This is a genomic window from Pseudomonas sp. 34 E 7 (genome assembly GCF_900005715.1).
GTDB lineage: Bacteria > Pseudomonadota > Gammaproteobacteria > Pseudomonadales > Pseudomonadaceae > Aquipseudomonas > Aquipseudomonas orientalis_A.
The window spans coordinates 1-26,030 of record NZ_CVTX01000058.1 but is presented as its reverse complement, the minus strand read 5'-3'; the positions used below and the strand labels follow the sequence as shown (position 1 = coordinate 26,030).

Sequence of the window (26,030 nt, the reverse complement as noted above, 5' to 3'; positions counted from 1 at the left end):
TTCCCCATGTGAGAGTAGGTCATCGTCAAGATTAAATTCCAGAACCCCTGTTTGCTAACGCAAACAGGGGTTTTGTTTTGGGCGCTCGAAAAGCCTGCGCATCGAACAGGCTCACCCTCTATGGATCGCTCTATTCAGGGCTTTTATCGCAGATATCCAAACACCAGTCGAACCTTGCACCTGATCCAGGTTCACAGGTGGTGCGCGGTATATTTATCTGCCCGCTATGTACCTTTCAGCCACGCAGTCAGCGTCTGAGCTTAAGCAAAATAATCCCTGGAAAAGGCTAATGCCGCCTGTCCGGACCCGACCAACGCGGACTATCATGCGATAGCCCTGTCCCCTCACTGCAAGGAGCCGCTCGGAACGCCGATGCGCCAGATCTGGAAATCTTTTCGAGCCCTTTATTTCGCCTCCTTGATGATGCTGATCGGCTCCGGCCTGCTCAGTACTTATTTAGCCTTGCGACTGGCGGCTGACCATGTCGACAGCCTGTGGGTGGGTGCGTTGATGGCGGCCAACTACTTTGGCCTGGTGCTGGGCGGCAAGATCGGGCACCGCTTGATCGCTCGTGTCGGGCATATACGCGCCTACGCGACCTGCGCCGGGATCGTCGGCGCGGCTGTGCTGGGGCACGGTTTGATCGATTGGCTGCCTGCCTGGATCGTCCTGCGGGTGATCGTGGGCCTGGGGATGATGTGCCAGTACATGGTCATTGAAAGCTGGCTCAATGAGCAGGCGGAGGCCAAGCAGCGTGGCGTAGTGTTCAGCGGCTATATGATCGCTTCCTACCTCGGTCTCGTACTGGGCCAGCTGATACTGGTCATGCATCCCCATCTGGGGCTTGAACTGCTGATGCTGGTCGCGCTGTGCTTTGCCCTGTGCCTGGTGCCGGTGGCCATGACCCGACGTATTCACCCCGCACCGCTGCATCCGGCGCCGATGGAGCCGCGTTTCTTTATCAAGCGCGTGCCACAGTCCCTCAGCACGGTGCTGGGGGCTGGACTGATCGTGGGCTCGTTCTATGGCCTGGCGCCGCTCTATGCCTCCCAGCAGGGGTTGACGACCGAGCAAGTCGGCCTGTTCATGGGCTCCTGCATTTTTGCGGGACTGCTCGTGCAGTGGCCGCTGGGCTGGTTGTCCGACCGCTATGACCGCGCGCTGCTGATCCGCTGCTTTGCCTTGTGTCTGGCAGTGGCGGCATTGCCCTTGGCGATCATGACTCAGGTTCCGTTGGAAGTGCTGTTCGTAGCGGGCTTCTTTTGTTCACTTGTGCAGTTTTGTCTGTACCCGTTGGCCGTGGCTTTTTCCAACGACCACGTAGAAGGTGATCGCCGGGTCTCGCTGACGGCCATGTTGCTGGTGACTTACGGAGTGGGCGCCAGTATCGGCCCGCTTCTGGCAGGTGTGGTGATGAAGCTGTTCGGCAGCCAGATGCTGTACGCGTTTTTCAGCCTCTGCGCGTTGATCCTGGTATGGCGCATACGGCCGAAGGCGGTGACCAACTTGCATCAGGTAGACGATGCGCCGCTGCATCACGTGGCGATGCCTGACAGTATGTCCAGCTCGCCGTTGGTGGCAGCCCTTGACCCGCGGGTAGATGAACAGGTGGTGCAAGAGCAGATGCAGGCCACTGTTCCTGAACCGGACCCAGAACCTGTCGTCGACGAGCCGGCTGTCGAGGTAGCGCCTGAGTCGACAGACTCGGAAGACCATCCCCACGACTTGAGCAGAGCGCGCCCCTGAACGGAAAACGGGCAGACCCTATCAGGATCTGCCCGTTTTCACTTCAGCGTTCGAGGCTTAAAAGTCGTCGTCCTTGTCGAAGCGTCGAGCTTCACGCTGCAGCTGATACACAAAGCGTTCTACCTGGCGCTGCACCAAACCGCTCATGTTATGAAAGCGCACGCCGGCAAACGTGGTGTTGATCCTGTCTTCGAAATGCAGGTAACGCAACTCGACAGCGGTAGTCATGTTGCCGAATGGCAGCGCGGCGATGAAGCGGTCGTAGACCTGCCCCAGTTGCAGGCGTTCGGCGATGTCGCCTTCAAAGCGCAATTTGCATCCAGTGGCGGAAATGTCCAGCAACTTGCCGTTGACCGGAGCCTTGAGCTTTTCGCCGCCCAATTCGATATTGACCAACTGCGCCAATTTCAGTGCCGCGCGAAATGCATTGCGACGCTGATGATAGACCACCTCACCGGGCATGCTGCCACTGTAGATACGGTGACCATCCTTCTCGCTGATGCTCAGCGTGCCGTTACTCTCCCAGGCGACCCGGACACCGTCATGAAAACCTTCGACGCGGAAGGGTTCGCCATTTTCGAGGTGACGTTCACCGTCACGCGGAATCATTTCGTCCAGCACCAGCGTCTTGCTGTCCCGGTCGATGTCCACAAGGTAGCTTTGGAAGCGTTGGCTGCGTTCGTGGAAAGTGATGATCAATGGATCATGGCTTTCCTGGAGCATCCGCAGCGTGCTGGCGATTTCCAAAGGTGTGGTAAGAACCTTGGGTGGCTGCGGTGCATCTTCCGCATTAAGGGCGTTGAACACGGTTGTTCCATCTCCAGGAAAATACGACTACACGCAAGAACCGGCATTTTGCCAGTATGTAGCGCACCTTGGATAGGCCGCGCTTTGAACCGCTGTCAGGCTTGGCTGCGGGTGCTTGGCTTGACCAGGCGTGAAGTGGACCCCTGGGCGTTATACAGGGCCGGGGGCTCGCCGCCGTGAAGAATACGTAACTGATTGGCCGTGGTGGCTTGCTGTAGCTGAATCGACTGGCCGTTGAGCAGATTGGCTTCCTGGCACTGGGTGAGCAGGTGATTGAGCGCTTTGCTTTGCGTCAGCAACTGATCGCCGACCGAGGAATGGCTTGCCAACTGTGCCAGGCCGTCGTGATCGGCGGGCAGGCCCAGGCTGTTGAGGATCTCGCTGCGCTTCGTGCCGTGCTGTTCGAGCAGCACAATCAGCGATTGTTTGCGCGCGAGTATTTCTTCGAGCAAAGGCATATCCCGGCCATACAGGGCCAGGGACTCTTCTTTTAGCAGCTCGAGCAGTTGTTGCGTCGGCGCCAGATCATCAATGATCAGTTGAAGCAAATGTTCGTCGTGGTGCATGGCTGGCCTTGGGTTTTAAGCGTCCAGAAGCCCAGCGCAGGCCTTTGCCTAGCGCTCGGCTTCGAAGTTAAGCAGCTTGCTGGCTACACGGTTGCTGTCGACTGTGTAACTGCCATCGGCGATAGCCTGTTTCAACTCGGCCACGCGGGCTTTATTGACAACCGGTTGATCGCGCAGCGAGTCAGTGACCTTCTGCAACTGCTGAGCCTCATTACTCAGGTGAACCGACTCCCCACTCTGGCTCGCACTCGCCTGCTCTGCCTTGGCCGGCAGGGGCTGGGACTTGGCTTCTACGTTTTCCTTGCCGGCAGTACGCGTAGTGCCTGACGTCGTCGGGGTGTTATTTAAACGGCTGAAATCAATGACCATGATCAAAAAACCTCTGGGTATTTGGACGCTTGCCATGTTTTCGGCAATACCCGGACAAACTTTAGGCGCGAATGACAATAAATCTCCGCACGGAGCACTCTATGCACAGTGTAGGAAAACCTGGCGCCCCGTACCAGTCATCTATAACGCCACCTCGACTTGGCCCGGAGCTGTCACTCGCGCCTTGATCACGCGGTTGGAGTTGAGGTTCTTGACGCGAATCTGTTCGCTCATGCCACCGTTGGACAGCGCTTCCCCCGGCATTTTTACGTTCAACCCGCCGCTGCTGGCGGAAATCACGACCTGGTCACCTTTACGAATGACTTCAGCCTGCTCCAGGTGAACCAGGGTAATCACTTGGTCGGTGACCACTGGTCGGGTGAGGCGCTGCCCGATCGCCTGGTCCAGGGAGGTCAGGTAACCCTGGTTGATCAGGCTGATATCCCGTTCACGCAGTGCAACGTCGTCATCGCCAATGATGCCGGTGCGCTTCAACGGCCGTGCCACCACGACGACGTCGCGGAACAATTTGACTTGAGCCGGTACAAACACCGTCCAGGGTGAGGCGCCTTCACAGCGTACTTTTACGGTGACACGGCCAATGGGCTGGGCCGGGCTTTCCAGGGTGGCTGTCAATTCCTTGTCACACATCGGCATGCGCAGGCGCGGGTCCAACTGATTGACCTGGATCTCATAGCGCCCCGGTGTCTGGGTGGTCTCCAGATAATCTTCTACAGTGTATTCAAGAAAGCCCTGGGTGACGCCGATAAGGAGATCAGGCAGGGTGACGTTGTCGGCGCGAGCGGTGACGCCCACGCCCCAGACAAGCAGCGCCATCGCGGCGCAGAGCAATCTGCGATACTTTGGGCGGCAAGCGCGTCGGGAAACTGTCGTTTTAATATCCATAGCCAACCAAATAGCAAAGCTCGTGCCGTTTAGTGTTGGGTACGCATCGTACCTCTGGGATTTAGGAGTCTGGGCATGGCAGGTGTAATGGATTCAGTAAACCAGCGCACACAGCTGGTAGGGCAGAATCGCCTGGAGTTGTTGCTTTTTCGCCTGGACGGCAAGCAGCTGTACGGGATCAACGTGTTTAAAGTGCGCGAAGTGCTGCAGTGTCCCAAGCTGACGATCATGCCCAAGTCCAGTCCGGTGGTGTGTGGCGTTGCCAATATACGTGGCGCGACCATCCCCATTCTTGACTTGGCAATGGCCACCGGGTCCTCTGGTTTGCAGGACCGCGAGAGCCCGTTCGTGATCATTACCGAGTACAACACCAAGACCCAGGGGTTTCTGGTGCGCTCGGTGGAACGTATCGTCAACATGAACTGGGAAGAGATTCATCCGCCGCCCAAGGGCACCGGGCGCGATCATTACCTCACGGCGGTGACGCGGGTGGATAACCAGTTGGTCGAGATCATCGACGTGGAGAAAATCCTCGCCGAGGTCGCGCCCACCTCGGAAACGATTTCCGTCGGGGTCGTGGATGCCGAGACGGCGCACAAGGCGGTATCCCTGCGCGTGTTGACCGTGGATGACTCCTCTGTCGCGCGCAAGCAGGTCACGCGTTGCCTGCAAACCGTTGGCGTCGAGGTCGTAGCCCTTAATGATGGGCGCCAAGCCCTGGATTACCTGCGCAAGTTGGTGGACGAGGGCAAGAAGCCGGAAGAAGAGTTCCTGATGATGATTTCCGACATTGAAATGCCGGAAATGGACGGATACACCCTCACGGCTGAAATACGCAACGATCCACGCATGCAAAAATTGCACATCATCCTGCATACTTCGTTGTCGGGGGTATTCAATCAGGCCATGGTCAAGAAGGTCGGTGCAGATGACTTCCTGGCCAAATTCCGGCCTGATGACCTCGCATCCCGGGTAGTCGACCGGATCAAGGCAGCAGATCACGGCTAGGGGCATTTCTCCTGGCGGTCACACGATTTAAGAGGCGGTACCATTGTCTACGGGTAATTTGGATTTCGAACAGTTCCGGGTCTTCCTGGAAAAAGCCTGTGGCATATTGCTCGGTGAAAACAAGCAGTACCTGGTATCCAGCCGTCTCAACAAGCTGATGGAACAGCAGGGCATCAAATCCCTGGGTGAGCTGGTCCAGCGTATCCAGGGGCAGCCGCGCAGCGGGCTCAAGGAGATGGTGGTCGATGCCATGACCACCAACGAAACCTTATGGTTTCGCGATACCTACCCCTTTGAGGTGCTCAAGAACAAAGTGCTGCCCGAAGCCATCAAGGCCAGCCCGGGCCAGCGCCTGCGCATCTGGTCGGCGGCATGCTCCTCGGGACAGGAACCTTATTCGATCTCCATGACCATCGACGAGTTCGAGCGGACCAACATGGGCCAGTTGAAAGCCGGCGCGCAAATTGTGGCGACGGACCTCTCCGGCAGCATGCTCACCAACTGCAAGACCGGTGAGTACGACAGCCTGGCCCTGGGCCGAGGCCTGTCCCAGGAACGTTTGCAGCGCTATTTTGACCCGAAGGGGGCAGGGCGCTGGGCGATCAAGGCGCCGATCAAGAACCGCGTCGAGTTCCGCTCGTTCAACTTGCTCGACAGCTACGCCAGCCTGGGCAAGTTCGACATGGTGTTCTGTCGCAACGTGCTGATCTACTTCTCGGCCGAAGTGAAGAAGGACATCCTCTTGCGCATTCATGGCACGCTCAAGCGCGGCGGGTATCTATTCCTTGGCGCGTCGGAAGCCTTGAACGGCTTGCCGGATCACTACCAGATGGTGCAGTGCAGCCCGGGAATCATCTACCAGGCCAAATAACAACGTTTACCCGGTAAAAAATGTGGGAGGGGGCTTGCCCCCGATGGCGGTGGGTCAGTCAGCTATTCATGACATGACACACTGCTATCGGGGGCAAGCCCCCTCCCACATTTGTTTCGCGGCACTTTCAACGGTAGCGGCAATCCTTCCATTGCCGCTTTACTGGCGCCACGCGGAAAGCACTTGCCGCTTTTCTGGCATTGCCGCCGGCAATTTCTCTGCAAGCCCTTGATATACGGGGCTTGGTCACATTGGCATGCACCTTGCTATAACCCTGCTAACGAACAGCAGGTCAGCCTAAAGGTTTCCGCCATGAGCATCAGCTTCGATAAAGCGCTCGGTATCCACGAAAAAGCCCTGGGCTTCCGCGCCCAGCGTGCCGAAGTCCTGGCCAACAACATTGCCAACGCCGACACCCCGAACTACAAGGCTCGGGACCTGGACTTCTCCGCCGTGCTCGCCGCACAGCAGGACAAGACCAAAAACGGCGCCTTCGCCTTGAACATGACCAACAGCCGTCATATTGAAGCGCAAGGCCTGAGCAGTGGTGACGAGTCGCTGCTGTATCGCACGCCGATGCAGCCGTCGATCGACCAGAACACCGTTGATGCTCAACTGGAACAATCGAACTACGCCGAAAACTCGGTGAACTTCCAGGCCAGCTTCACCCTGCTCAACAGCAAATTCAAAGGGCTGATGTCAGCCCTGCGTGGAGAATAAGCCATGTCCCTGTCCAGTGTTTTCAATATTGCCGGCAGTGGCATGAGCGCGCAGACCACGCGTTTGAACACCGTCGCCAGTAACATCGCCAACGCCGAGACCGTGTCTTCGAGCATTGACCAGACTTACCGCGCCCGTCATCCGGTATTTGCCACCATGTTCCAGGGCGGCCAGGGCGGCGGCAGTGATTCGCTGTTCCAGAACCAGGATGCCGCCGGGCAAGGCGTGCAGGTACTGGGTGTGGTCGAGGACCAGAGCAACCTCGAAGCGCGTTACGAGCCCAATCATCCGGCAGCGAACGAAAAGGGTTATGTCTACTACCCCAACGTCAACGTGGTCGAGGAGATGGCCGACATGATTTCCGCCAGCCGTTCGTTCCAGACCAACGCGGAAATGATGAACACCGCCAAAACCATGATGCAGAAGGTCCTGACCCTGGGTCAGTGATAAGGGGCGCCAAATAATGGCCATCGTTGATACGTCGAACAACACGGCAGTCCAGGACCTGTTCAACTCCAAGGTCAAGGACGCTTCAAACAATGTAGCGAATGTTTCCAAGGCTGCCACCGGCAACCAGGCGTTGGGCAAGGATGCATTCCTGCAACTGCTGGTCACCCAGCTGAAAAACCAGAACCCGTTGTCGCCACAGGACAACGGTGCCTTCGTGGCGCAGTTGGCCCAGTTCAGCAGCCTGGAAGGCATCAACACCCTGAACGACTCGGTAAACAACATATCGAGCAACTTCAGCTCGTCGCAGGCGCTGCAGGCTTCGTCGCTGGTGGGACGTTCGATCATCACCCAGACCGACAAGGCACTGGTCGATACCAGCAAGAGCATGAACGGGTCGGTGGCGGTAACGGCGGCAACGGGCAACGTCTCGATCAAGATCACCGACAAGGACGGCAACGTGGTGCGCACCCTCGATATGGGCGCCCAGAGCGCGGGTTCGTCGGACTTCATCTGGGATGGCAAAAACGATAAGGGTGAGGTTGCCCCAGCCGGCACTTACACCTTCGCGGCCTCCGCCAAGAGCGACAAGGGCGACGCGGTTGCCCTGTCTACTTCACTGCCGGCAACGGTGACCAGCGTGACGCTGAGCAAGACTGGTGGCGAAATGCTGTTGAACCTTGCAGGCGGCATGGGCAGCGTCAAGCTGTCGCAAATTCAGACTATCGGTACATAGAGCCGGCTAACAACGGCAGAGGGAGAGAAACATGTCTTTTAATATCGGCCTTAGCGGCCTCTATGCGGCCAACAAACAACTGGACGTGACCGGCAACAACATTGCCAACGTGGCGACCACTGGTTTCAAGTCGTCCCGTGCAGAGTTCGCGGACATCTACGCGGCGTCCAAACTGGGCACCGGGAAGAACAGCATCGGCAATGGCGTGAACCTGGCGGCGGTGTCGCAGCAATTCACCCAGGGTGACGTGAATGGCAGCGGCGGCATCCTGGACATGGCGATCCAGGGCGGCGGTTTCTTCGTGCAGAAGGGCAGTGACGGTTCGCTGGAATACACCCGCAGCGGTGCGTTCCGTGCCGACAAAGACGGCTACATCACCAACAACAGCGGTACCTCGCGCCTGCAAGGCTACGCGGCGGATGATAACGGAAAAATCAACAAGGGCGGCCTGACCGACCTGCAACTGAACCTGACGAACCTGCCGCCCAAGGCCTCCACCAAAGTGGACTCCGCCAGTAACCTGAACTCCTCGGAGCCGGTGATCGATCAAACGGCCAAGCCATTCGATCCCACCAAGACCGATACCTTTACCACGCAATACAGCACCACCTTGTACGATTCCCAGGGCAACGCTCACCCGATGGTGCAGTACCTGGTGAAAACCGACGGCAACAAGTGGAATGCCTACACCCTGATCGACGGCCGCAACCCTGACGGTTCTTCCCCGACGGGCACCCCATCGACCCCACCTGTGGCGTCGACCCTGACCTTCGATGGCGCGGGCAAACTCACCAGTGTGGTGACCGGTGGTGTATCCGATAAGACCCTCACCGTTGCCGGTTGGGTCCCGGGCACGGTGACCAATGGTGTGTGGAAGGCCAACGGTGCGAATGCCAACCCGGGTGGGATTGCGGTCAACATGGCCAACATCACCCAGTACAACTCGGCCACCTACCGTAACCCTCCGGTGACCGATGGCTATGCCACCGGCCAGATCACCGGCCTGAAGATCGACGGCAGCGGCGTATTGTTCGCCACTTTCAGCAACCAGCAGAGCAAGGCTATCGGCCAGATCTCGCTGGCCAGCTTCAACAACGAACAAGGCCTGCAACCCGCCGGCAGCACCACCTGGAAAGAAACCTTCGCGTCGGGCCAACCGGGTTATGACACCCCGCAATCCGGCACCCTGGGCTCGATCGTGGCCAACTCCCTGGAGAACTCCAACGTCAACCTGACCAATGAGTTGGTGGACCTGATCAAGGCCCAGAGCAACTACCAGGCGAACGCCAAGACCATCTCCACCCAGAGCACCATCATGCAGACCATCATTCAGATGACGTGATGCGCCGGCGCTCCACAGGAAGCCCCTCGTAAGAGGGGCTTTTTTGTGCCCGTAGGAAAAGTGTCGGCGACATATAGGGTTACGCGCAGACATGCGCCGCACGGAACGCGGCATGCCCGCCTTGCCACTGATCTGATCATAGCCGAGAGGCTCAGCCATCATAGGGGGCGGGGATATGTGGGGGACAGGTGTTTTCGCAGCCGATAGCAAGCGCGCAGGACCGCTACATGTCAGGGTTGCGGATCAGTCGAAACCGGTAGCGCCTGACGCCGACAAGGCAACGGTTAAAACCCTGCTTAACCAACTGTTTGAGGCGCAGCAGTCGGGCAAGACGCAGACAGTTCAGGACACGCGCGACAAGTTGAATGCGCTGCGTGAGAAGTTGGGGGACGAGACATTCAAGGCGATTCTCAAGCAGCTCAAGAGCGATGTCAGTGAAGCCTGGTGGGCTTGGTTGAAGGCGCTCTTTCCAGAATTGTTTGCGGATGAAGACGGCCCCTCTCCCGCTCCTTCTCCTACGCCGCCAGGTGGTGGTGGCGGCGTGAATCGAGCGGATTTTGGCCCTCGTGACTCGATGAGCGACTTGCCGATCACCAGCGGCGCTAGCCATTTTGACTATAGAGTAGATAACAGCAATCCTGGTGTTGCACCCAAAAATATCTGGAGTGGCTTCAGCCAAGGCTTCACCGGAAATTGCGTCACCGTTTCAGCAATAAAGGCTGCAATGCAGCAGTTCGGCCAAAAACCTACCGATGTGTTTAAAAATGTAGCGGAGGCGGGTAATGGTTGGGATGTGGTGATGCGAGATGGTGTGCAGGTCCATGTATCCAAAGACGAACTGAAGCAGGCCGCCCGTTTCGCTAATTTCAGAGGCGATGATGCCTCGATGATGACTGATGCGAACTTCATGTATGCCGCAAGTGCCAAGCGGGCGCAGAAGGAAGGGAATGACGGGAAGACCAACCTCAGCTTTTATGAAGCAATGCGCACTCTCAACGATGGAGAGGTGGCTCGTGAAGGTCTGGATCGTTTAGGGCTGCGTGGGCTATATCGGCAAGGTACTCATGCTGATTTCGCCAATGGAAAAATAGGTACTGTGGAATATAAAAGCCATTCCATGGCAGTTATCGGTAATCGGGTCGAGCTATGGGGAAAGCGCGGAGGGGTTCCGGAGCCTGGCATAGTCAGTGTATTTATATAAGCAGTCAAAAGAAAAACCCCGGTAAATCCATTTAAAGCCTGGAGTTACCGGGGTTTTTCATTTGCCTTTAGCCGCTAGCAAGCTCTGCGGCCTATTGGCAAGCCTCACAATCCGGCTCATCAATCGCACACGCCTTCGGCACTGGCGCAGGTCCAGCTGGCGCGGCGAGAACCGAGTCATCACCATGGTTGCCGCTGGAAACGGCGTTCAGCTTGCCAGTGTTGATGGTCGACTTCTCGGTGCTGGTCGCGGCCAGGGCACGGAGGTAGTAAGTGGTTTTCAGGCCACGGTACCACGCCATGCGGTAGGTCACGTCGAGCTTCTTGCCCGAAGCACCGGCGATGTAGAGGTTCAGGGACTGCGCCTGGTCGATCCACTTCTGACGACGGCTGGCGGCGTCAACGATCCACTTGGTGTCCACTTCGAACGCGGTTGCGTAGAGCTCTTTGAGTTCCTGCGGGATGCGCTCGATCTGTTGCACGGAACCATCGTAGTACTTCAGGTCGTTGATCATCACCGAGTCCCACAGGCCACGGGCTTTCAGGTCGCGGACCAGGTACGGGTTGATCACGGTGAACTCGCCCGACAGGTTCGATTTCACATACAGGTTCTGGTAGGTCGGTTCGATCGACTGCGACACGCCGGTAATGTTGGCGATGGTTGCGGTCGGTGCGATGGCCATGATGTTGGAGTTACGAATGCCTTTCTGCACACGGGCACGTACCGGCGCCCAGTCCAGGGATTCGTTCAGGTCAACGTCGATGTACTTCTGGCCACGCTGCTCGATCAGGATCTGTTGCGAGTCCAGCGGCAGGATGCCCTTGGACCACAACGAACCCTGGAACGTCTCATAGGCGCCGCGCTCGTCGGCCAGGTCGCAGGAAGCCTGGATAGCGTAGTAGCTGACCGCCTCCATGGACTTGTCGGCGAACTCGACGGCAGCATCGGAACCGTAAGGAATGTGCTGCAGGTACAAGGCGTCCTGGAAGCCCATGATGCCCAGGCCGACCGGACGGTGCTTGAAGTTGGAGTTCTGCGCCTGTGGCACCGAGTAGTAGTTGATGTCGATAACGTTATCGAGCATGCGTACGGCGGTGTTGACGGTGCGTTCCAGCTTGGCGGTGTCCAGCTTGCCGTTGACGATATGGTTCGGCAGGTTGATCGAGCCCAGGTTGCAGACGGCGATCTCGTCCTTGTTGGTGTTCAAGGTGATCTCGGTGCACAGGTTCGAGCTGTGGACCACGCCCACGTGCTGCTGCGGGCTGCGCAGGTTGCACGGGTCCTTGAAGGTCAGCCATGGGTGGCCGGTTTCGAACAGCATCGACAGCATCTTGCGCCACAGGTCTTTGGCCTGGATGGTCTTGAACAGCTTGATTTTGCCAGGGTACTGGGCCAGGGCTTCGTAGTACTCGTAACGCTCCTCGAAGGCCTTGCCGGTCAGGTCGTGCAGGTCCGGCACTTCGGACGGCGAGAACAGGGTCCACTGGCCGTCATCGAAGACACGCTTCATGAACAGGTCAGGGATCCAGTTGGCGGTGTTCATGTCGTGGGTACGACGACGATCATCACCGGTGTTCTTGCGCAGCTCGATGAATTCTTCAATGTCCATGTGCCAGGTTTCCAGGTAGGCACATACAGCGCCTTTGCGCTTGCCACCCTGGTTCACGGCAACGGCGGTGTCGTTCACCACTTTAAGGAACGGCACGACGCCCTGGGATTTACCATTGGTGCCCTTGATGTACGAACCCAGTGCACGCACCGGGGTCCAGTCATTGCCCAGGCCGCCGGCGAATTTGGACAACATGGCGTTGTCGTGGATCGCGTGGTAGATGCCCGACAGGTCATCCGGCACGGTGGTCAGGTAGCAGCTCGACAGCTGTGGACGCAGGGTGCCGGCGTTGAACAGGGTCGGGGTCGACGACATGTAGTCGAAGGACGACAACAGGTTGTAGAACTCGATCGCACGGTCTTCCTTGTGCTTCTCTTCGATCGCCAGGCCCATGGCCACACGCATGAAGAACACTTGCGGCAGTTCGAAGCGGATCCCGTCCTTGTGGATGAAGTAACGGTCGTACAGGGTTTGCAGGCCCAGGTAGGTGAACTGCTGGTCGCGCTCGTGGTTGATCGCCTTGCCGAGTTTTTCCAGGTCGAAGGTGGCCAGGATCGGGTTGAGCAATTCGAATTCGATACCCTTGGCGATGTAGGCCGGCAGGGCCTTGGCGTACAGGTCGGCCATCTCGTGGTGGGTGGCGCTGTCGGCGACACCGAGGAAGCCCAGGCCTTCGGCGCGCAGGGTGTCCATCAGCAGGCGCGCGGTCACGAACGAGTAGTTCGGCTCGCGTTCAACCAGGGTACGGGCGGTCATCACCAGGGCGGTGTTGACGTCGGTCAGGGCCACGCCGTCGTACAGGTTCTTCAGGGTTTCGCGCTGGATCAGGTCACCGTCGACTTCTTCCAGGCCTTCGCAGGCCTCGGTGATGATGGTGTTCAGGCGGCCCAGGTCCAGTGGCGCAAAGCTGCCATCGGCCAGGGTGATGCGGATCGACGGGTGCGCTTGCACGGCGTCGGCGGATGGCGCGTGTACGGCACGTTCCTTGGCGCGCGAATCGCGGTAGATCACGTAGTCACGGGCAACTTTCTGCTCGCCGGCACGCATCAGGGCCAGTTCGACCTGGTCCTGGATTTCTTCGATGTGGATGGTGCCGCCCGATGGCATGCGACGCTTGAAGGTCGCGGTGACCTGTTCGGTCAGGCGGGCAACGGTGTCGTGGATGCGCGACGAAGCAGCAGCGGTGCCGCCTTCAACTGCAAGAAACGCTTTGGTGATGGCGACGGTGATTTTGTCATCGGTGTAAGGAACGACAGTGCCGTTACGCTTGATCACGCGCAATTGGCCAGGTGCGGTGGCGGACAGATCCATATTCGAATCGGCGGCCTGCGGCACGGAGCCCTGCGGGTTCTCGCGAGTTGTGTCGGTTTGCATGGGGGGTTGTCTCCACGTTCTATATTTGATTGCGAGTGCCAGGCTTTCCTGCAACACCCGTACCGTTTTCCATATCTTTGGATGAAAAACAGCTGCCATCCGCGTGAGCGGTTTGGTCTACTGAAAATCGGTTGGTTCCACGCTGCGCCAGCAATAAAGCGCTTGAATTTCGAGCCGCTTATGTGGTTGGACGCTTTCTGCCAAAACCCTACATGTAGGGTCTCTTGAAGTGCCGAGGTACAAGATAATGCGTTTTACAGGTGTTAGCAACGCACTAACCTGTGGATAACACTGTGAGTAAAATGTGTAAGAAAGGTTGAAGGGGCGTGTAGGCCGCATTACTGCTGGATTGCGCCGTTTGTCATTAAATGTTTCGAAGCTAAAACAAGCTGGCGGTTTTCGAAGGGCGCGAACCCTACCACAAAAAAACGCCATGGCCGAATCGATTTCCCGACTTGTGCTTATGGGTTGGCCCATGGCTACAATCGCCCCTCGTTATGCCCTCAATACATGACAAACAGGCTGTGCCTGGATCGCGTCGGCCGGAAGAATTTCCTATAACAATGAGGACAACCCATGGGACAGGATCCCTGGCAGGTATTGATCGTCGAGGATGACGAACGCTTGGCCGAGCTGACCCGCGAATACCTGGAGAGCAACGGCCTGCGCGTGTCGGTGGAGAACGACGGCGCCCTGGCGGCGGCGCGCATTATCGCCGAGCAGCCTGACCTGGTGATCCTCGACCTGATGCTGCCCGGCGAAGACGGCCTCAGCATCTGCCGCAAGGTGCGCGGGGGCTATGACGGCGTCATCCTGATGCTCACTGCGCGCACCGACGACATGGACCAGGTGCAGGGCCTGGACATGGGCGCCGATGACTATGTGTGTAAACCCGTGCGTCCGCGCCTGTTGCTGGCGCGTATCCACGCCCTGCTGCGGCGCAGCGAACCGGCGCCGGCGGTTGCGGTGGAGCACCAGCGACGCCTGCAATTCGGCCCGTTGGTGGTGGACAACGCCTTGCGCGAGGCCTGGCTGCACCAGGGCGGCATCGAACTGACCAGTGCCGAGTTCGATCTGCTGTGGCTGTTGGTGGCCAACGCCGGGCGCATTCTGTCGCGCGAAGAAATTTTCATCGCCCTGCGCGGCGTCGGTTACGACGGCCAGGATCGTTCTATTGATGTGCGCATTTCACGTATTCGCCCCAAGATCGGCGATGACCCGATCCACCCGCGCCTGATCAAGACCATCCGCAGCAAAGGCTACCTGTTCGTGCCCGAAGCCGCTGCCGACATGCCGCTGTGAACTCGATCTTCCTGCGCATCTACGGCGGCATGTGCGCCGCGCTGATCCTGGTCGCGCTGCTGGGAGTGCTGGCCCTGCACTTGCTCAACGATGTGCGCAGCGACCAATACCGCGAGCGCCTGGCCCATGGCACGTTCGCGTTGATGGGCGACAATCTGCGGCCCATGAGCGCCATCGAGCGTCAGCGCGCATTGGCGGTGTGGGAGCGATTGCTGGGCATTCCGTTGCAGTTGCGCACCTTCGCCGACGCGCAGCTGGACATGAGCCAGCGCAAGCGGCTGCAACGTGGCCAGGTCCTGGTGGAGCAGACGGGGCCCCATGCTGCGCGGGTACTGCGTCTGGTCAGCGAACAGGAGCAATGGGTGCTCACCGGCGAAGTGCAGCAGATCAGCGAGCAATTGGCCCGCGCCACTATCTACCTGCTGGCCGACGAACTGGTGCGGTTTCCGGTGGCCGAGCAGCCGCAACGTCTGGCTGACCTCAAGCAGGCCAAGGGCTTTGGTTTCGAGATGCACCTGATGACCCTCGACCAGGCCGATATGGACGAGGACCAGCGTCGACGCGTGGCCGAGGGCGATACGGTGATGGCCCTGGGCAAGGGCGGTGATTCGATCCGTGTGTTTGCCGGCATGGTCGGCACGCCGTGGGTGCTGGAGATCGGCCCGCTGTATCAAATGAACCCGTACCCGGCGCAATGGCTGATCCTGATCGCGCTGATCGGCCTGACCCTGATCGGTCTGATCGTCTACCTGTTGGTGCGTCAGCTCGAGCGCCGGCTCAAGGGGCTGGAGGCGGCGGCCACGCGCATCGCCAAGGGCAACCTGGAGGTTCGCGTACCGGCGCGAGGCGTCGACTCGGTGGGGCGGTTGGCGGCGGCGTTCAACGGCATGGCCGAGCACTTGCAGCAATTGCTGGCGATTCAGCGTGAACTGGTGCGTGCAGTGTCCCACGAGCTGCGCACGCCCGTGGCGCGCCTGCGCTTCGGCCTGGAGATGCTGGGCGACGCCACCACCGCCGAGGCCCGGCGCAAATACCTGGAGGGCATGGACGGCGATATCCAGGACCTCGATGGCCTGGTCGATGAGATGCTCACTTATGCGCGCCTGGAACAGGGCGCGCCGGCGTTGGACTTCCAGCGCGTCGACCTCGATGCGTTGCTCGACCAGGTGATCGGCGAATTGTCGCCACTGCGCCCGCAGGTCAGCGTCACCCGCGGGATGTGCTCTTCATCGGCGCATCGGCAGGACGCCTGGGTCGATGCCGAGCCCCGCTACCTGCATCGCGCGCTGCAGAACCTGGTCAGCAATGCCATGCGCCACGCCAAGGGCCAGGTGCTGATCAGCTATCAGGTCGGGCAGGTGCGGTGCCGTATCGACGTGGAAGACGATGGCCCCGGCATACCGGAAAGTGCCTGGGAACGTGTGTTCACCCCGTTCCTGCGCCTGGACGACAGCCGCACCCGCGCTTCGGGCGGGCACGGCCTGGGCCTGTCGATCGTGCGGCGGATTATCTATTGGCATGGCGGGCGGGCGTTGATCAGCAAGAGCAACAACCTGGGCGGGGCGTGTTTCAGTCTGAGTTGGCCCAGAGAACAGGGAAAACCCTGACACCGCCATCGGGGGCAAGCCCCCTCCCACATTTGGAATGCATTCCCCTGTGGGAGGGGGCTTGCCCCCGATAGCGGTCTATCAGGCGCCAACCGCCACCAGACTCAACAACTGCTCCCCCTCCACCCCAAATTGCCCCTCCAATTCCTTGCCATGGCACCACTCACTGGACAGGTCCGTGAGCAACCGCAACCGCACATGCCCGGCCTGCGACCACTCCACCACCTCGGCATGCTCAAAATAAAAGCGCTTGTGCACGAGCGGGTAGAGCGCCTTGAACAGACTCTCCTTGACCGAAAACGTCAGCGTCACCAGCAGGGCGACCTGCTCGCGCGGCAGGCTGGCCATTCGTTGCATTTCATCGGGGGTAAGTATCTCGCCCGCCAGGCGTTGCGCCCGTTCCAGCGTCAGCAGGTTCTCCAGGTCCATTCCCAGCCCGCGCCACTGCGCCTTGTGCGCGACGATCGCCGCGGCGTGCCCGGTGCTGTGGGTGATGGAGCCGCTGATGTGCCCTGGCCAGATCGGCGCGCGGTCTTCGCCGATGGCCGGCACGCAGTCGAGGTTATCGAGTCGCCGCAGCGCTTCGCGGGCGCACAGACGGCCGGCGAGGAATTCCGCCTGGCGCTTGGCCACCGAGCGCTGGATACTCGCCGGCGGCGGCACGGCGCTGCGGTGGAAGTCGCCGGCGTTCAACAAGGCCGGGTCGAATCGCGTGCTCAAAAACACGGTGCCCGGCAAAGGAGCAGGCAGCGGCCAATGGGCATCGAGTGGGGTACAGCAGGCGGGTAGGGGCGTCATGCGCGACATTTTGCCGAGTTGGCGCGTCAGTGCATAGCCCGTAGTGATAGCCCGTAGTGATAGTCCGTCGTGTATGTCCCCATCGCGCTTCAGGCCGGGTTCAGAGCCCGTTCAGGGGGAGTTCAGGGGCGCTTGCGTAGTGTGGACGCCACAGCCTGAACGCTTAAGAGGTAAGCACCATGACTGCGATCAAGAAACTGCTGTTGGCGTTGACCATGCTCGGTGCCACCGCCGGTGTGCAAGCCAGCGATAGCACGTTTGCCGCTTTTGGCCGAGAGAAAAGCAAAAAAACCGGCAACCTGATCCATCGGGTCAGCTTCGAAGAGGTGAGCGTTCAGGCCGCACCGTGGGGCCGGTCGCTGGTCACCGCGCCTCAACCGGGTTACCGCGCCGGTTACGCGCCTCAGTCTGGCCACTACAATGGCATTAAACTGCGCCCGCAAGACCTGCAGGGCCGCTATTATATCCCTCGCTCGGACTGTTGAATTGCCTTGGAGAGCCTTATGAAATTGCTGGTGGTGGAAGATGAGGCGCTGTTGCGTCATCACCTGTTTACCCGCCTGACCGACAGCGGCCACGTCGTCGAGGCCGTGGCCAATGCCGAGGAAGCCCTGTACCAGACCGGCCAATTCAACCACGACCTGGCGATCATCGACCTGGGGCTGCCCGGCATGGGCGGCCTGGACCTGATCCGGCAACTGCGCACCCAGGCCAAGACCTTTCCGATCCTGATCCTGACCGCCCGCGGTAACTGGCAGGACAAAGTCGAAGGCCTGGCTGCCGGTGCCGACGACTACGTGGTCAAACCGTTCCAGTTCGAAGAGCTGGAGGCGCGGATGAACGCCTTGCTGCGCCGCTCGAGTGGTTTCACCCAGTCCACCATCGTCGCCGGGCCCCTGCTGCTGGACCTCAATCGCAAGCAAGCCTCGCTGGACGAACAACCGCTGGCGCTGACCGCCTATGAGTACCGCATCCTCGAATACCTGATGCGCCATCATCAACAGGTGGTGGCCAAGGACCGTTTGATGGAGCAGCTCTACCCTGATGATGACGAGCGCGACCCAAACGTCATCGAAGTGCTGGTCGGCCGCCTGCGCCGCAAGCTGGAAGGGCCGGCCGGGTTCAAACCGATCGACACCGTGCGCGGCCTGGGCTACCTGTTCAATGAGCGCTGCCGTTGATTCGCTCGCTCCGTGTGCGCCTGATGCTGGCCGCCGCCACCTTGGCGGTGCTGTTCATGCTGGGCTTGTTGCCCGCCATGCAAGGTGCTTTCAGTCTGGCGCTGCAGGATTCGATCGAGCAGCGCCTGGCGTCGGATGTCACCACCCTGATCTCGGCGGCCCGCGTGGAAAATAACCGGCTGCTGATGCCGGCGCAGTTGCCCGATGAGCGCTTCAACCTGACCGACAGCCGCCTGCTCGGCTATATCTACGACCGTGAAGGCCACCTGGTGTGGCGGTCGCGGGCGACCCAGGAAGAAAGGATCAATTACAAGCCGCGCTACGATGGGCGTGGCAACGAATTCGCGCGCATTCGTGAGGCCAACGGCCAGGAGTTCTTCGTCTATGACGTCGAGGTGCGGCTGCTGGGTGGCAAAAGCGCGGCGTTCAGCATTGTCGCCTTGCAACCGGTGCGTGAGTATCAGCTGACCCTCGAAGGCCTGCGCGAGAATCTCTACCTGGGCTTCGGCGCGGCCTTGCTGGTGCTGTTGACGCTGCTCTGGCTCGGCCTGACCTGGGGCCTGCAGGCCCTGCGGCGTCTGAGCCAGGAACTGGACCAGATCGAAGGCGGCACCCGCGAAAGCCTCAGCGAAGAGCACCCCCGGGAATTGCTGCGCCTCACCGGTTCCCTCAACCGTTTGCTGCACAGCGAGCGTGAACAGCGGGCGCGCTACCGCGACTCCCTGGATGACCTGGCCCATAGCCTGAAAACCCCGCTGGCGGTATTGCAGGGGGTGAGCGAAGACATGGCCCAGCGCCCCGAGGAGCGCAGCCAGGCCTGGGTGCTGCAGTCGCAGATCGAGCGCATGAGCCAGCAGATCGGCTATCAATTGCAGCGCGCAAGCCTGCGCAAGAGCGGCCTGGTGCGCCATCAGGTACGCCTGGAGCCGGTGCTGCAGAGCCTGTGCGACACCCTGGACAAGGTTTACCGGGACAAGCGCGTCACCGTGACCCTCGACCTGCCGGACGCCTGCGACGTGCCCATCGAAAAGGGCGCCCTGCTCGAGATGCTCGGCAACCTGCTGGAAAACGCCTACCGCCTATGCGTGAAGCAGGTACGTATCAGCCTGGTGGAGCACCCGGACGGCAGTGAGCTGTGCATCGAAGACGATGGCCCCGGCGTGCCACCGGACCAGCGCGCCCGGATCCTGCAGCGCGGCGAACGGCTTGATCGCCAGCACCCGGGGCAGGGCATCGGGTTGGCGGTGGTCAAAGACATTATCGAGAGCTATCACGCGCGGTTGACCCTGGGCGATTCGGCGCTGGGTGGCGCGGCGTTCAGGATTCACTTTCCGGCCTTGTGAGGGGGGCAGGCCTGCTGCCCACCTTCAACCCTCCTGCGCGCGATACGCCCCCGGTGTCAGGCCGGTCCACTTCTTGAACGCCCGATGAAACGCCGATGGTTCCGAGAACCCCAGCTGTTCTGCAATGTCCTGCAAGGACAAGTCCGCCCGCCCCAAATGGTATATGGCGATATCACGGCGTAACTCATCCTTTAATGCCTGAAAGCTGCTGCCTTCTTCACGCAAATGCCGGCGCAGGGTTTGCGGGCTGATATGCAAATGCTGTGCGACCGCTTCCAGGTCCGGCCAGGGCGTGCGGTCGCGGCTGAGCAAGCGGCGCAGCTGGCTGCTCAGGCTGTCGCCTTCATCGGGTCGAGACAATAGGTCGGCGGGGGAGCGCTGTAAAAAGTGCTTGAGGGTGCGTTCATCCTGCAGCAGCGGCAGGTCTAGGTAACGGCTGGGAAACACCAGACTGCTGTTCGGTGCGGCGAATACCTGGGGGCAAGGAAACAGCAGGTCGTATTCACTGGCGTGGGCCGGCATCGGATAACTGAAGGTGACCTGATGCAGCCGAATACGCTGGCCGATCAACCAACTGCCCAGACGATGCCAGATCACCAGCAGGCATTCACTGAGAAAGTGGTCCGGGTCCCACAGTGGCGAGTCGTCCAGGCTCAAGCGAACGCTGTCGCCTTCGCGTGTCAGCTGCCAGCGCGGGCCGTGGGGGAACAGGCTATAAAATAACAGGCCGCGTTCCAGCGCCTTCTCCAGCGTGCGGCAATGAATCAGCGCATGACACATCATGGCGAAGGTGCCGCGCTTGCTCGGCGCCTGGGCGAAACCCAGGTATTCATCATCCAGCGCCAGCCAGAGCATTTGCAGCAAGCGGGTAAATTGCTCCGGAGCGATACGCGCACGCGGTTCGCTCAGCTGTTCGGGGGTGATACCCACCTGCTGCAACAGGCGCGAGTAGTCGTAACCGGCCCGACGCGCGCCGCCCAGGGCCGCGCGGGCGAAGTGACTGGCGATGGTGCGTTCACGCATGACAGGGCCTCGTCCATGGAAGGACCGATAGTAGCCATCACCCGGAGAGGGTCACAAGGCGGATATCCGCCAAATTGTAGGACGAGATAGGGCGAGTCGGCGGAAATCCGCCACCTTGTTACACGCCCGCCGAGCCTCGGCAAGCCGCAAGCCCTGATGTGCAAAGGCTTTCATCGGTTTTAAACAAAGTGGCATGGCGTTTGCGATAGGGATTACAGCGCAGGATTGTTCCTACAGACCTCGCCAACAACAAATCCCTCCAGTGCAGGAGGGTTCGCAATTCAAGTGTCGTGGGCAATGGCGGATATTTGCCACACGGTGCGATTGAGGAACTTTGCAATGACGACTCGTCAGCCAATCTACAAATCCCTGTATTTCCAGGTGATCGTTGCAATCGTTATCGGTATTTTGCTCGGCCACTTCTACCCGCAGACCGGCGTGGCGCTCAAGCCACTGGGTGACGGCTTTATCAAGCTGATCAAAATGGTCATCGCCCCGATCATCTTCTGCACCGTGGTCAGCGGTATCGCCGGCATGCAAAGCATGAAATCGGTCGGCAAAACCGGCGGTTACGCGCTGCTGTACTTCGAAGTCGTTTCCACCATTGCGTTGCTGATCGGCCTGATCGTGGTCAACGTCGTGCAGCCGGGCGCCGGCATGCACATCGACGTGGCCACCCTGGACGCTTCGAAAGTCGCGGCCTACGTGACCGCCGGTAAAGACCAGAGCATCGTCGGCTTTATCCTCAATGTCATCCCCAACACCATCGTCGGCGCCTTCGCCAACGGCGACATCCTGCAAGTGCTGATGTTCTCGGTGATCTTCGGTTTCGCCCTGCACCGCCTGGGTGCCTACGGCAAGCCGGTGCTGGACTTCATCGATCGTTTCGCCCACGTGATGTTCAACATCATCAACATGATCATGAAGCTGGCGCCCATCGGTGCCCTGGGCGCCATGGCGTTCACCATCGGTGCCTACGGCGTAGGTTCCCTGGTGCAGTTGGGCCAGTTGATGATCTGCTTCTACATTACCTGCGTCCTGTTCGTGGTGGTGGTGCTGGGCGCCATCTGCCGCGCCCACGGTTTCAGCGTATTGAAGCTGATTCGCTACATCCGTGAAGAGCTGCTGATCGTACTGGGTACTTCGTCTTCCGAATCCGCACTGCCGCGCATGCTGATCAAGATGGAGCGTCTGGGCGCGAAGAAATCCGTGGTCGGCCTCGTTATCCCGACCGGCTACTCGTTCAACCTTGACGGTACCTCGATCTACCTGACCATGGCGGCCGTGTTCATCGCCCAGGCGACCGACACCCACATGGACATCACTCACCAGATCACCCTGCTGCTGGTGCTGCTGCTGTCCTCCAAAGGCGCTGCGGGTGTGACGGGCTCGGGCTTTATCGTCCTGGCTGCCACCCTGTCGGCTGTCGGCCACCTGCCGGTTGCCGGCCTGGCGCTGATCCTGGGTATCGACCGCTTCATGTCCGAAGCTCGCGCGCTGACCAACCTGGTGGGTAACGCCGTTGCCACCATCGTTGTGGCCAAGTGGGTCAAGGAACTGGACACCGACAAGCTGCAAAGCGAGCTGGCATCCGGCGGTACCGGTATCTCCGAAACCCGCGAAATCGACGACCTGGGCGTGGCCGAAGGCCCTGCACCTGTGGTCAAGTAAGCTGAAGATGGCGTGAACTAACGCCGACAGCAACACACAAACGCCCCGACTGGTTCGGGGCGTTTGCGTTTCTGGCGCGTCACGGCAGTCGCTTTTGTTTTACAGTAAATGAATCGGTTGAAACGCTTGCGGGAGGTTTTGTGGACAGTGTGGATCTGAATGTCCTGCGCAGCGTGCTGGAATGGCGCCGCGCCGGGCAACGCGTGATGTTGTACAGCGTGGTGCAGACCTGGGGCAGTGCGCCGCGCCCACCGGGGGCAATGTTGGCCCTGCGCGGCGACGGGGTGGTGATTGGCTCGGTGTCCGGCGGTTGCATCGAGGATGACTTGATCGCGCGCCTGCAGGATGGCCGTTTGCCCGACGATGGCCCGCCCGTGCAGTTGGTCACCTACGGCGTCACCCGCGATGAGGCGGCGCGCTTTGGCCTGCCCTGCGGCGGCACCCTGCGCCTGACCGAAGAGCGGGTGGACGACTGGGAGTGGGTCGCGCAATTGCTGGCACGCTGCGAGGATCATCAAATTGTCGCGCGGGAGCTGAACCTGGCCACGGGTAAAGTGACCCTTAACGCCGCGAGCAAGACCGATGCAGTGACCTTTGACGGCCAGTGTCTGCGCGCCATCTATGGGCCTCGCTGGCGCCTGCTGTTGATCGGCGCCGGGCAACTGTCGCGCTATGTCGCGGAAATGGCGCGCCTGCTCGACTTTGAAGTGCTGATCTGTGACCCGCGTGAAGAGTTCGTCTATGGCTGGGAGGAACAGCACGGCCGCTTCGTGCCGGGCATGCCCGATGAAGCGGTGCTCAATATCCAGACCGACGAACGCACGGCGATTGTCTGTCTGACCCACGACCCACGCCTGGATGACATGGCGTTGCTCACGGCGTTGAATTCCAGTGCGTTCTATATTGGCGCCCTCGGTTCGCGGGTCAACACGCAGAAACGACGGGAAAACCTGGCGGCGTTGGGCTTGTCGGCAGAAGCGATTGCACGGTTGCATGGGCCCATCGGCTTGCACATCGGCAGCCACACGCCGGCGGAAATTGCGCTGTCGCTGATGGCGGAAATCGTCGCGATCAAGAACGGCGTGGCGCCTCTGCAGAAAAAGCCGCTGGCGGCGGTTGCCCAGTGACAGTGACGGCGATAGTGCTGGCGGCGGGGCAGGGCAGTCGCTTTCGCGCCGAAGCCGGGGCTGACCGAGACAAGTTGCTGGCACATTGTATTGGGCTCGATGGTGTGACACGGCCAGTCATCGAGCAGGTGCTGGTGAACCTGCCGGCGACGCTTGTTGAGCGCTGGGTGGTGACTTCACCGGAACGCCTTGAGGTGATTCGGTTGGCTGAGGCGCATGGTTGTAAGGTCCTGCTGCTGGAGTCGGCCGGCATGGGCGACAGCATTGCTGCCGCCGTTGCGGCCAGCGCTTGGGCAGAGGGCTGGCTGGTGGTGCTGGGGGATATGCCGTTTATTCGATCCGCGACGATCGAGCGTGTGCTGGCCGATCCGGCAAGTATCACCGTGCCGGTGCATGCCGGACAGTATGGGCATCCGGTGGCTTTCGACCGTGTGTTGGGGTCTGCATTGATGGCGTTGGCCGGCGACCGTGGCGCGAAGGCTTTGTTTGCACTGGCACAGGTGCGGGGCGTGCAGGTGGATGATCCAGGCGTGCTATGGGATGTGGATGTGCCGCAACAGTTGAGTTTCAGCGCCGACTGAATGTGGGAGTGGGCTTGCTCCCGATGATCGTTCCCACGCGGAGCGTGGGAACGATCAAGCTCCCTCCCATATTCGTGCAATAAAAAGCCCCGCCTGATTGCTCAGGCGGGGCTTTTTAATGGCCGATGGAATCAGACGAGAGGTTTAGGCTCGTGCTCTTCTTCCTGTGCCTTGTGCTCTACCGAAGCAGCAGCAGCGGCGGCAGCCTCGGCTTCCTTGCGGCGACGACGCACTTCACGTGGGTCGTTCGGCGCACGGCCGTTTTCAGTCAGGGCGCTTGCCGGTGCAGCTTCAACCACCGGAGCAGCGACTTCGGCCACTACCGGCGCTTCAGCCACGGCTGCAGGCTCAACGACCGGAGCGGGCTCAACCACGGGGGCAGGTTCGACCTCCGGGGTCGGCTCGGCCACTACGACATCAGCAACCGGAGCTGGAGCCTCTTCTACCACGGGGGCAGGAGCGGGCGCTTCAACCGCAGCGGCAGGTTCGGCAGTCCATTGGAAGGCGGTCTGTTCTTCGCGAACTTCACGCACGGCCGGGGCAGCTTCTTCGACAGCCGGTGCTTCAACGACAGCTTCAACATCAGCTTCAACCACGGGTTCAGGCTCGACGACCGGGGCGACTTCAACGGCAACCACTTCGGTCACGGGTTGAGCGTCGCGAACCGGTGCCACTTCCACTTCCGGAACCACTGGGGTTTCGATTGGGGTAGTCGCTTCCACCACCGGTGCTTCAACCACTGGGGTCTCGGCAACGGGCGCTTCTACCGCAGCGGTCTCTTCGACAGCCGCGGTAGCGCGTTCAGCCTGCTCATGGGCCTGGGCTTCAGCAGGTGCGCTGATGGTCGAGCTGGCCACGGCGGCGGTCACGGCCAGGCCGGCAGCCAGGTCGGCACCGGTAGGTTCGGTGTTGGCCGATTCGGCGTTCTCGCCGGCTTCTTCCGAGCCTTCGATCACGTTGCCGTTGGCATCACGCTGACGCTCACGACGGTTGCTGCGACGACGCTGACCACGGGAGCGACGGCGTGGGCGATCGCCTTCGGCGTTGTCCTGGCCCTCTTCCTGCAGTTGCTCTTCGCCGGTCAGCACTTCTTCTTCACTGGCGGCAGCGGCCTGTTCGGCGCGTGGTTGACGCTCTTCACGCGGGGCGCGTGGTTGGCGTTCCTCACGTGGCGCGCGCTCTTCACGCGGCTGGCGAGCCGGGCGTTCTTCGGTGGCAGTAGCAGTAGCAGCGGCTGCGGCGACGGCAGGAGTCGCATCCAGAGGCTCGCGCAGTTCACGTACACGCTCTTCACGCTCGCCACGCGGCTTGCGATCTTCACGCGGGGCGCGTGGCGTACGCGCACGTTCTTCGCGTGGGGCGCGTTCTTCACGGGCTACGGCCGGGGTTTCTTCGCGGGCTTCGCGAGGTGCACGCTCTTCACGGGGCGCGCGCTCTTCACGCGGGGCACGTTCTTCGCGCGGCTTGCGCTCTTCGTCACGACGACCGTTGCGGTTGCGGCTCTGCTGACGACCGTTGCGACGCTCTTCGTTACGTGCCGGGCGTTCAGTAGCGGTTTTTTCAACCACAACCGGGGCAGCCGGTTCTTCCTTGGTGGCGAACAGGCTGACCAGCGACTTCACCAGCCCTTTGAACAGGCTTGGCTCAGGCAGGGCGGCCGGCGCGGCCACCGGGGCAGCCGCTTCGGCCGGTACC

Annotated in this window: 23 protein-coding genes and 1 pseudogene; 16 read left to right on the top strand and 8 right to left on the bottom strand. The window is 60.4% G+C overall.

Annotation, left to right across the window (positions count from 1 at the left end; all coding sequences use genetic code 11):
• Positions 1-372 precede the first annotated feature (372 nt).
• A complete protein-coding gene (locus tag BFP96_RS02415) occupies positions 373-1,746 on the top strand; it encodes an MFS transporter (protein WP_065892957.1) in 1,374 nt (457 codons plus the stop codon).
• 57 nt (positions 1,747-1,803) lie between these two features.
• Here BFP96_RS02415 and BFP96_RS02410 read toward each other — a convergent pair whose 3' ends face one another.
• The 4 genes from BFP96_RS02410 to flgA all read right to left on the bottom strand — a co-directional run bounded on the left by BFP96_RS02410 (position 1,804) and on the right by flgA (position 4,394).
• Positions 1,804-2,553, bottom strand: coding sequence for a flagellar brake protein (locus BFP96_RS02410; RefSeq protein ID WP_065884808.1), 750 nt, complete (start codon positions 2,551-2,553; stop codon positions 1,804-1,806).
• A gap of 95 nt (positions 2,554-2,648) precedes the next feature.
• The gene (locus BFP96_RS02405; RefSeq protein ID WP_065892956.1) at positions 2,649-3,119 is read right to left on the bottom strand and encodes a flagellar protein FlgN; all 471 of its coding nucleotides are present in this window, start codon (positions 3,117-3,119) and stop codon (positions 2,649-2,651) included.
• A gap of 48 nt (positions 3,120-3,167) precedes the next feature.
• Positions 3,168-3,488: a flagellar biosynthesis anti-sigma factor FlgM gene (gene flgM / locus BFP96_RS02400; RefSeq protein WP_065884811.1), complete on the bottom strand. Its 321-nt coding sequence runs from the start codon at positions 3,486-3,488 to the stop codon at positions 3,168-3,170.
• Between the two features lie 141 nt (positions 3,489-3,629).
• Positions 3,630-4,394 carry a flagellar basal body P-ring formation chaperone FlgA gene (gene flgA / locus BFP96_RS02395; RefSeq protein ID WP_065892955.1) on the bottom strand — a complete coding sequence of 255 codons (765 nt, stop codon included), beginning with the start codon at positions 4,392-4,394 and terminating at the stop codon, positions 3,630-3,632.
• 75 nt (positions 4,395-4,469) lie between these two features.
• Between flgA and BFP96_RS02390 the strand changes: the two genes are divergently transcribed.
• The 7 genes from BFP96_RS02390 (at position 4,470) to BFP96_RS02360 (ending at position 10,719) form a co-directional block, all read left to right on the top strand.
• On the top strand, positions 4,470-5,402 hold the full coding sequence (locus tag BFP96_RS02390; protein ID WP_065884805.1) for a chemotaxis protein CheV: 933 nt from the start codon (positions 4,470-4,472) through the stop codon (positions 5,400-5,402).
• 43 nt (positions 5,403-5,445) lie between these two features.
• Positions 5,446-6,273 (top strand): protein-glutamate O-methyltransferase CheR, encoded by an 828-nt coding sequence (gene cheR, locus BFP96_RS02385; protein WP_065884804.1) that lies wholly within the window; start codon positions 5,446-5,448, stop codon positions 6,271-6,273.
• Positions 6,274-6,585: 312 nt separating this feature from the next.
• The gene (flgB, locus tag BFP96_RS02380) at positions 6,586-6,993 is read left to right on the top strand and encodes a flagellar basal body rod protein FlgB (RefSeq protein WP_065892954.1); all 408 of its coding nucleotides are present in this window, start codon (positions 6,586-6,588) and stop codon (positions 6,991-6,993) included.
• 3 nt (positions 6,994-6,996) lie between these two features.
• The gene (gene flgC / locus BFP96_RS02375) at positions 6,997-7,440 is read left to right on the top strand and encodes a flagellar basal body rod protein FlgC (RefSeq protein WP_065884802.1); all 444 of its coding nucleotides are present in this window, start codon (positions 6,997-6,999) and stop codon (positions 7,438-7,440) included.
• 16 nt (positions 7,441-7,456) lie between these two features.
• Positions 7,457-8,176 (top strand): flagellar hook assembly protein FlgD, encoded by a 720-nt coding sequence (flgD, locus tag BFP96_RS02370; protein ID WP_065935506.1) that lies wholly within the window; start codon positions 7,457-7,459, stop codon positions 8,174-8,176.
• A 31-nt stretch (positions 8,177-8,207) separates the two neighbouring features.
• Positions 8,208-9,518: a flagellar hook protein FlgE gene (flgE, locus tag BFP96_RS02365; protein WP_065892953.1), complete on the top strand. Its 1,311-nt coding sequence runs from the start codon at positions 8,208-8,210 to the stop codon at positions 9,516-9,518.
• Between the two features lie 175 nt (positions 9,519-9,693).
• Positions 9,694-10,719, top strand: a complete 1,026-nt coding sequence (locus tag BFP96_RS02360; protein ID WP_065935505.1) for a hypothetical protein — start codon at positions 9,694-9,696, stop codon at positions 10,717-10,719.
• Positions 10,720-10,810: 91 nt separating this feature from the next.
• Here the strand turns inward: BFP96_RS02360 and BFP96_RS02355 are convergent, their stop codons facing one another.
• Positions 10,811-13,702 carry a ribonucleoside-diphosphate reductase subunit alpha gene (locus tag BFP96_RS02355; protein ID WP_065892951.1) on the bottom strand — a complete coding sequence of 964 codons (2,892 nt, stop codon included), beginning with the start codon at positions 13,700-13,702 and terminating at the stop codon, positions 10,811-10,813.
• A gap of 576 nt (positions 13,703-14,278) precedes the next feature.
• Between BFP96_RS02355 and BFP96_RS02350 the strand changes: the two genes are divergently transcribed.
• Together BFP96_RS02350 and BFP96_RS02345 are read left to right on the top strand one after the other, a co-directional pair.
• The gene (locus BFP96_RS02350) at positions 14,279-15,004 is read left to right on the top strand and encodes a response regulator (protein WP_065884798.1); all 726 of its coding nucleotides are present in this window, start codon (positions 14,279-14,281) and stop codon (positions 15,002-15,004) included.
• The gene (locus BFP96_RS02345) at positions 15,001-16,611 is read left to right on the top strand and encodes an ATP-binding protein (RefSeq protein ID WP_065935504.1); all 1,611 of its coding nucleotides are present in this window, start codon (positions 15,001-15,003) and stop codon (positions 16,609-16,611) included. The genes BFP96_RS02350 and BFP96_RS02345 overlap by 4 nt, the downstream gene beginning before the upstream one ends.
• 81 nt (positions 16,612-16,692) lie before the next feature.
• Here BFP96_RS02345 and BFP96_RS02340 read toward each other — a convergent pair whose 3' ends face one another.
• Positions 16,693-17,409 carry a 4'-phosphopantetheinyl transferase family protein gene (locus BFP96_RS02340; RefSeq protein ID WP_065935507.1) on the bottom strand — a complete coding sequence of 239 codons (717 nt, stop codon included), beginning with the start codon at positions 17,407-17,409 and terminating at the stop codon, positions 16,693-16,695.
• A 179-nt stretch (positions 17,410-17,588) separates the two neighbouring features.
• Between BFP96_RS02340 and BFP96_RS02335 the strand changes: the two genes are divergently transcribed.
• The 3 genes from BFP96_RS02335 to BFP96_RS02325 are packed head-to-tail and all read left to right on the top strand — an operon-like array spanning position 17,589 to position 19,933.
• Positions 17,589-17,894, top strand: coding sequence for a hypothetical protein (locus BFP96_RS02335; protein WP_065892947.1), 306 nt, complete (start codon positions 17,589-17,591; stop codon positions 17,892-17,894).
• 18 nt (positions 17,895-17,912) lie between these two features.
• A complete protein-coding gene (locus tag BFP96_RS02330; RefSeq protein WP_010208358.1) occupies positions 17,913-18,590 on the top strand; it encodes a response regulator in 678 nt (225 codons plus the stop codon).
• Positions 18,587-19,933, top strand: a complete 1,347-nt coding sequence (locus BFP96_RS02325) for an ATP-binding protein (RefSeq protein WP_065884794.1) — start codon at positions 18,587-18,589, stop codon at positions 19,931-19,933. Before BFP96_RS02330 ends, BFP96_RS02325 begins: the two co-directional genes overlap by 4 nt.
• Before the next feature lie 24 nt (positions 19,934-19,957).
• On the opposite strand, the gene BFP96_RS02320 is transcribed toward BFP96_RS02325, so the two are convergent.
• Positions 19,958-20,956, bottom strand: a complete 999-nt coding sequence (locus BFP96_RS02320; protein ID WP_065896011.1) for an AraC family transcriptional regulator — start codon at positions 20,954-20,956, stop codon at positions 19,958-19,960.
• Positions 20,957-21,295: 339 nt separating this feature from the next.
• Between BFP96_RS02320 and BFP96_RS02315 the strand changes: the two genes are divergently transcribed.
• The 3 genes from BFP96_RS02315 to BFP96_RS02305 all read left to right on the top strand — a co-directional run bounded on the left by BFP96_RS02315 (position 21,296) and on the right by BFP96_RS02305 (position 24,335).
• Positions 21,296-22,627, top strand: a complete 1,332-nt coding sequence (locus BFP96_RS02315) for a dicarboxylate/amino acid:cation symporter (RefSeq protein ID WP_065884792.1) — start codon at positions 21,296-21,298, stop codon at positions 22,625-22,627.
• A 140-nt stretch (positions 22,628-22,767) separates the two neighbouring features.
• Positions 22,768-23,754 carry an XdhC family protein gene (locus BFP96_RS02310; RefSeq protein ID WP_065892945.1) on the top strand — a complete coding sequence of 329 codons (987 nt, stop codon included), beginning with the start codon at positions 22,768-22,770 and terminating at the stop codon, positions 23,752-23,754.
• The gene (locus BFP96_RS02305) at positions 23,751-24,335 is read left to right on the top strand and encodes a nucleotidyltransferase family protein (protein WP_065892944.1); all 585 of its coding nucleotides are present in this window, start codon (positions 23,751-23,753) and stop codon (positions 24,333-24,335) included. The genes BFP96_RS02310 and BFP96_RS02305 overlap by 4 nt, the downstream gene beginning before the upstream one ends.
• A 131-nt stretch (positions 24,336-24,466) precedes the next feature.
• On the opposite strand, the pseudogene BFP96_RS02300 reads toward BFP96_RS02305, so the two are convergent.
• A pseudogene (locus BFP96_RS02300) lies at positions 24,467-26,030 on the bottom strand (ribonuclease E); the annotation flags it as partial.

What these genes read in the sequence shown, in the direction of transcription:
- BFP96_RS02355 (WP_065892951.1), bottom strand. Translation starts at nt 13,702, where the DNA reads ATGCAAACCGACACAACTCGCGAGAACCCGCAGGGCTCCGTGCCGCAG.
- BFP96_RS02330 (WP_010208358.1), top strand. Translation starts at nt 17,913, where the DNA reads ATGAAATTGCTGGTGGTGGAAGATGAGGCGCTGTTGCGTCATCACCTG.
- flgE (WP_065892953.1), top strand. Translation starts at nt 8,208, where the DNA reads ATGTCTTTTAATATCGGCCTTAGCGGCCTCTATGCGGCCAACAAACAA.
- flgB (WP_065892954.1), top strand. Translation starts at nt 6,586, where the DNA reads ATGAGCATCAGCTTCGATAAAGCGCTCGGTATCCACGAAAAAGCCCTG.
- flgM (WP_065884811.1), bottom strand. Translation starts at nt 3,488, where the DNA reads ATGGTCATTGATTTCAGCCGTTTAAATAACACCCCGACGACGTCAGGC.
- BFP96_RS02390 (WP_065884805.1), top strand. Translation starts at nt 4,470, where the DNA reads ATGGCAGGTGTAATGGATTCAGTAAACCAGCGCACACAGCTGGTAGGG.
- BFP96_RS02315 (WP_065884792.1), top strand. Translation starts at nt 21,296, where the DNA reads ATGACGACTCGTCAGCCAATCTACAAATCCCTGTATTTCCAGGTGATC.
- BFP96_RS02360 (WP_065935505.1), top strand. Translation starts at nt 9,694, where the DNA reads ATGTGGGGGACAGGTGTTTTCGCAGCCGATAGCAAGCGCGCAGGACCG.
- BFP96_RS02335 (WP_065892947.1), top strand. Translation starts at nt 17,589, where the DNA reads ATGACTGCGATCAAGAAACTGCTGTTGGCGTTGACCATGCTCGGTGCC.
- flgC (WP_065884802.1), top strand. Translation starts at nt 6,997, where the DNA reads ATGTCCCTGTCCAGTGTTTTCAATATTGCCGGCAGTGGCATGAGCGCG.
- flgD (WP_065935506.1), top strand. Translation starts at nt 7,457, where the DNA reads ATGGCCATCGTTGATACGTCGAACAACACGGCAGTCCAGGACCTGTTC.
- BFP96_RS02415 (WP_065892957.1), top strand. Translation starts at nt 373, where the DNA reads ATGCGCCAGATCTGGAAATCTTTTCGAGCCCTTTATTTCGCCTCCTTG.
- BFP96_RS02350 (WP_065884798.1), top strand. Translation starts at nt 14,279, where the DNA reads ATGGGACAGGATCCCTGGCAGGTATTGATCGTCGAGGATGACGAACGC.
- BFP96_RS02320 (WP_065896011.1), bottom strand. Translation starts at nt 20,956, where the DNA reads ATGCGTGAACGCACCATCGCCAGTCACTTCGCCCGCGCGGCCCTGGGC.
- BFP96_RS02340 (WP_065935507.1), bottom strand. Translation starts at nt 17,409, where the DNA reads ATGACGCCCCTACCCGCCTGCTGTACCCCACTCGATGCCCATTGGCCG.
- flgA (WP_065892955.1), bottom strand. Translation starts at nt 4,394, where the DNA reads ATGGATATTAAAACGACAGTTTCCCGACGCGCTTGCCGCCCAAAGTAT.
- BFP96_RS02405 (WP_065892956.1), bottom strand. Translation starts at nt 3,119, where the DNA reads ATGCACCACGACGAACATTTGCTTCAACTGATCATTGATGATCTGGCG.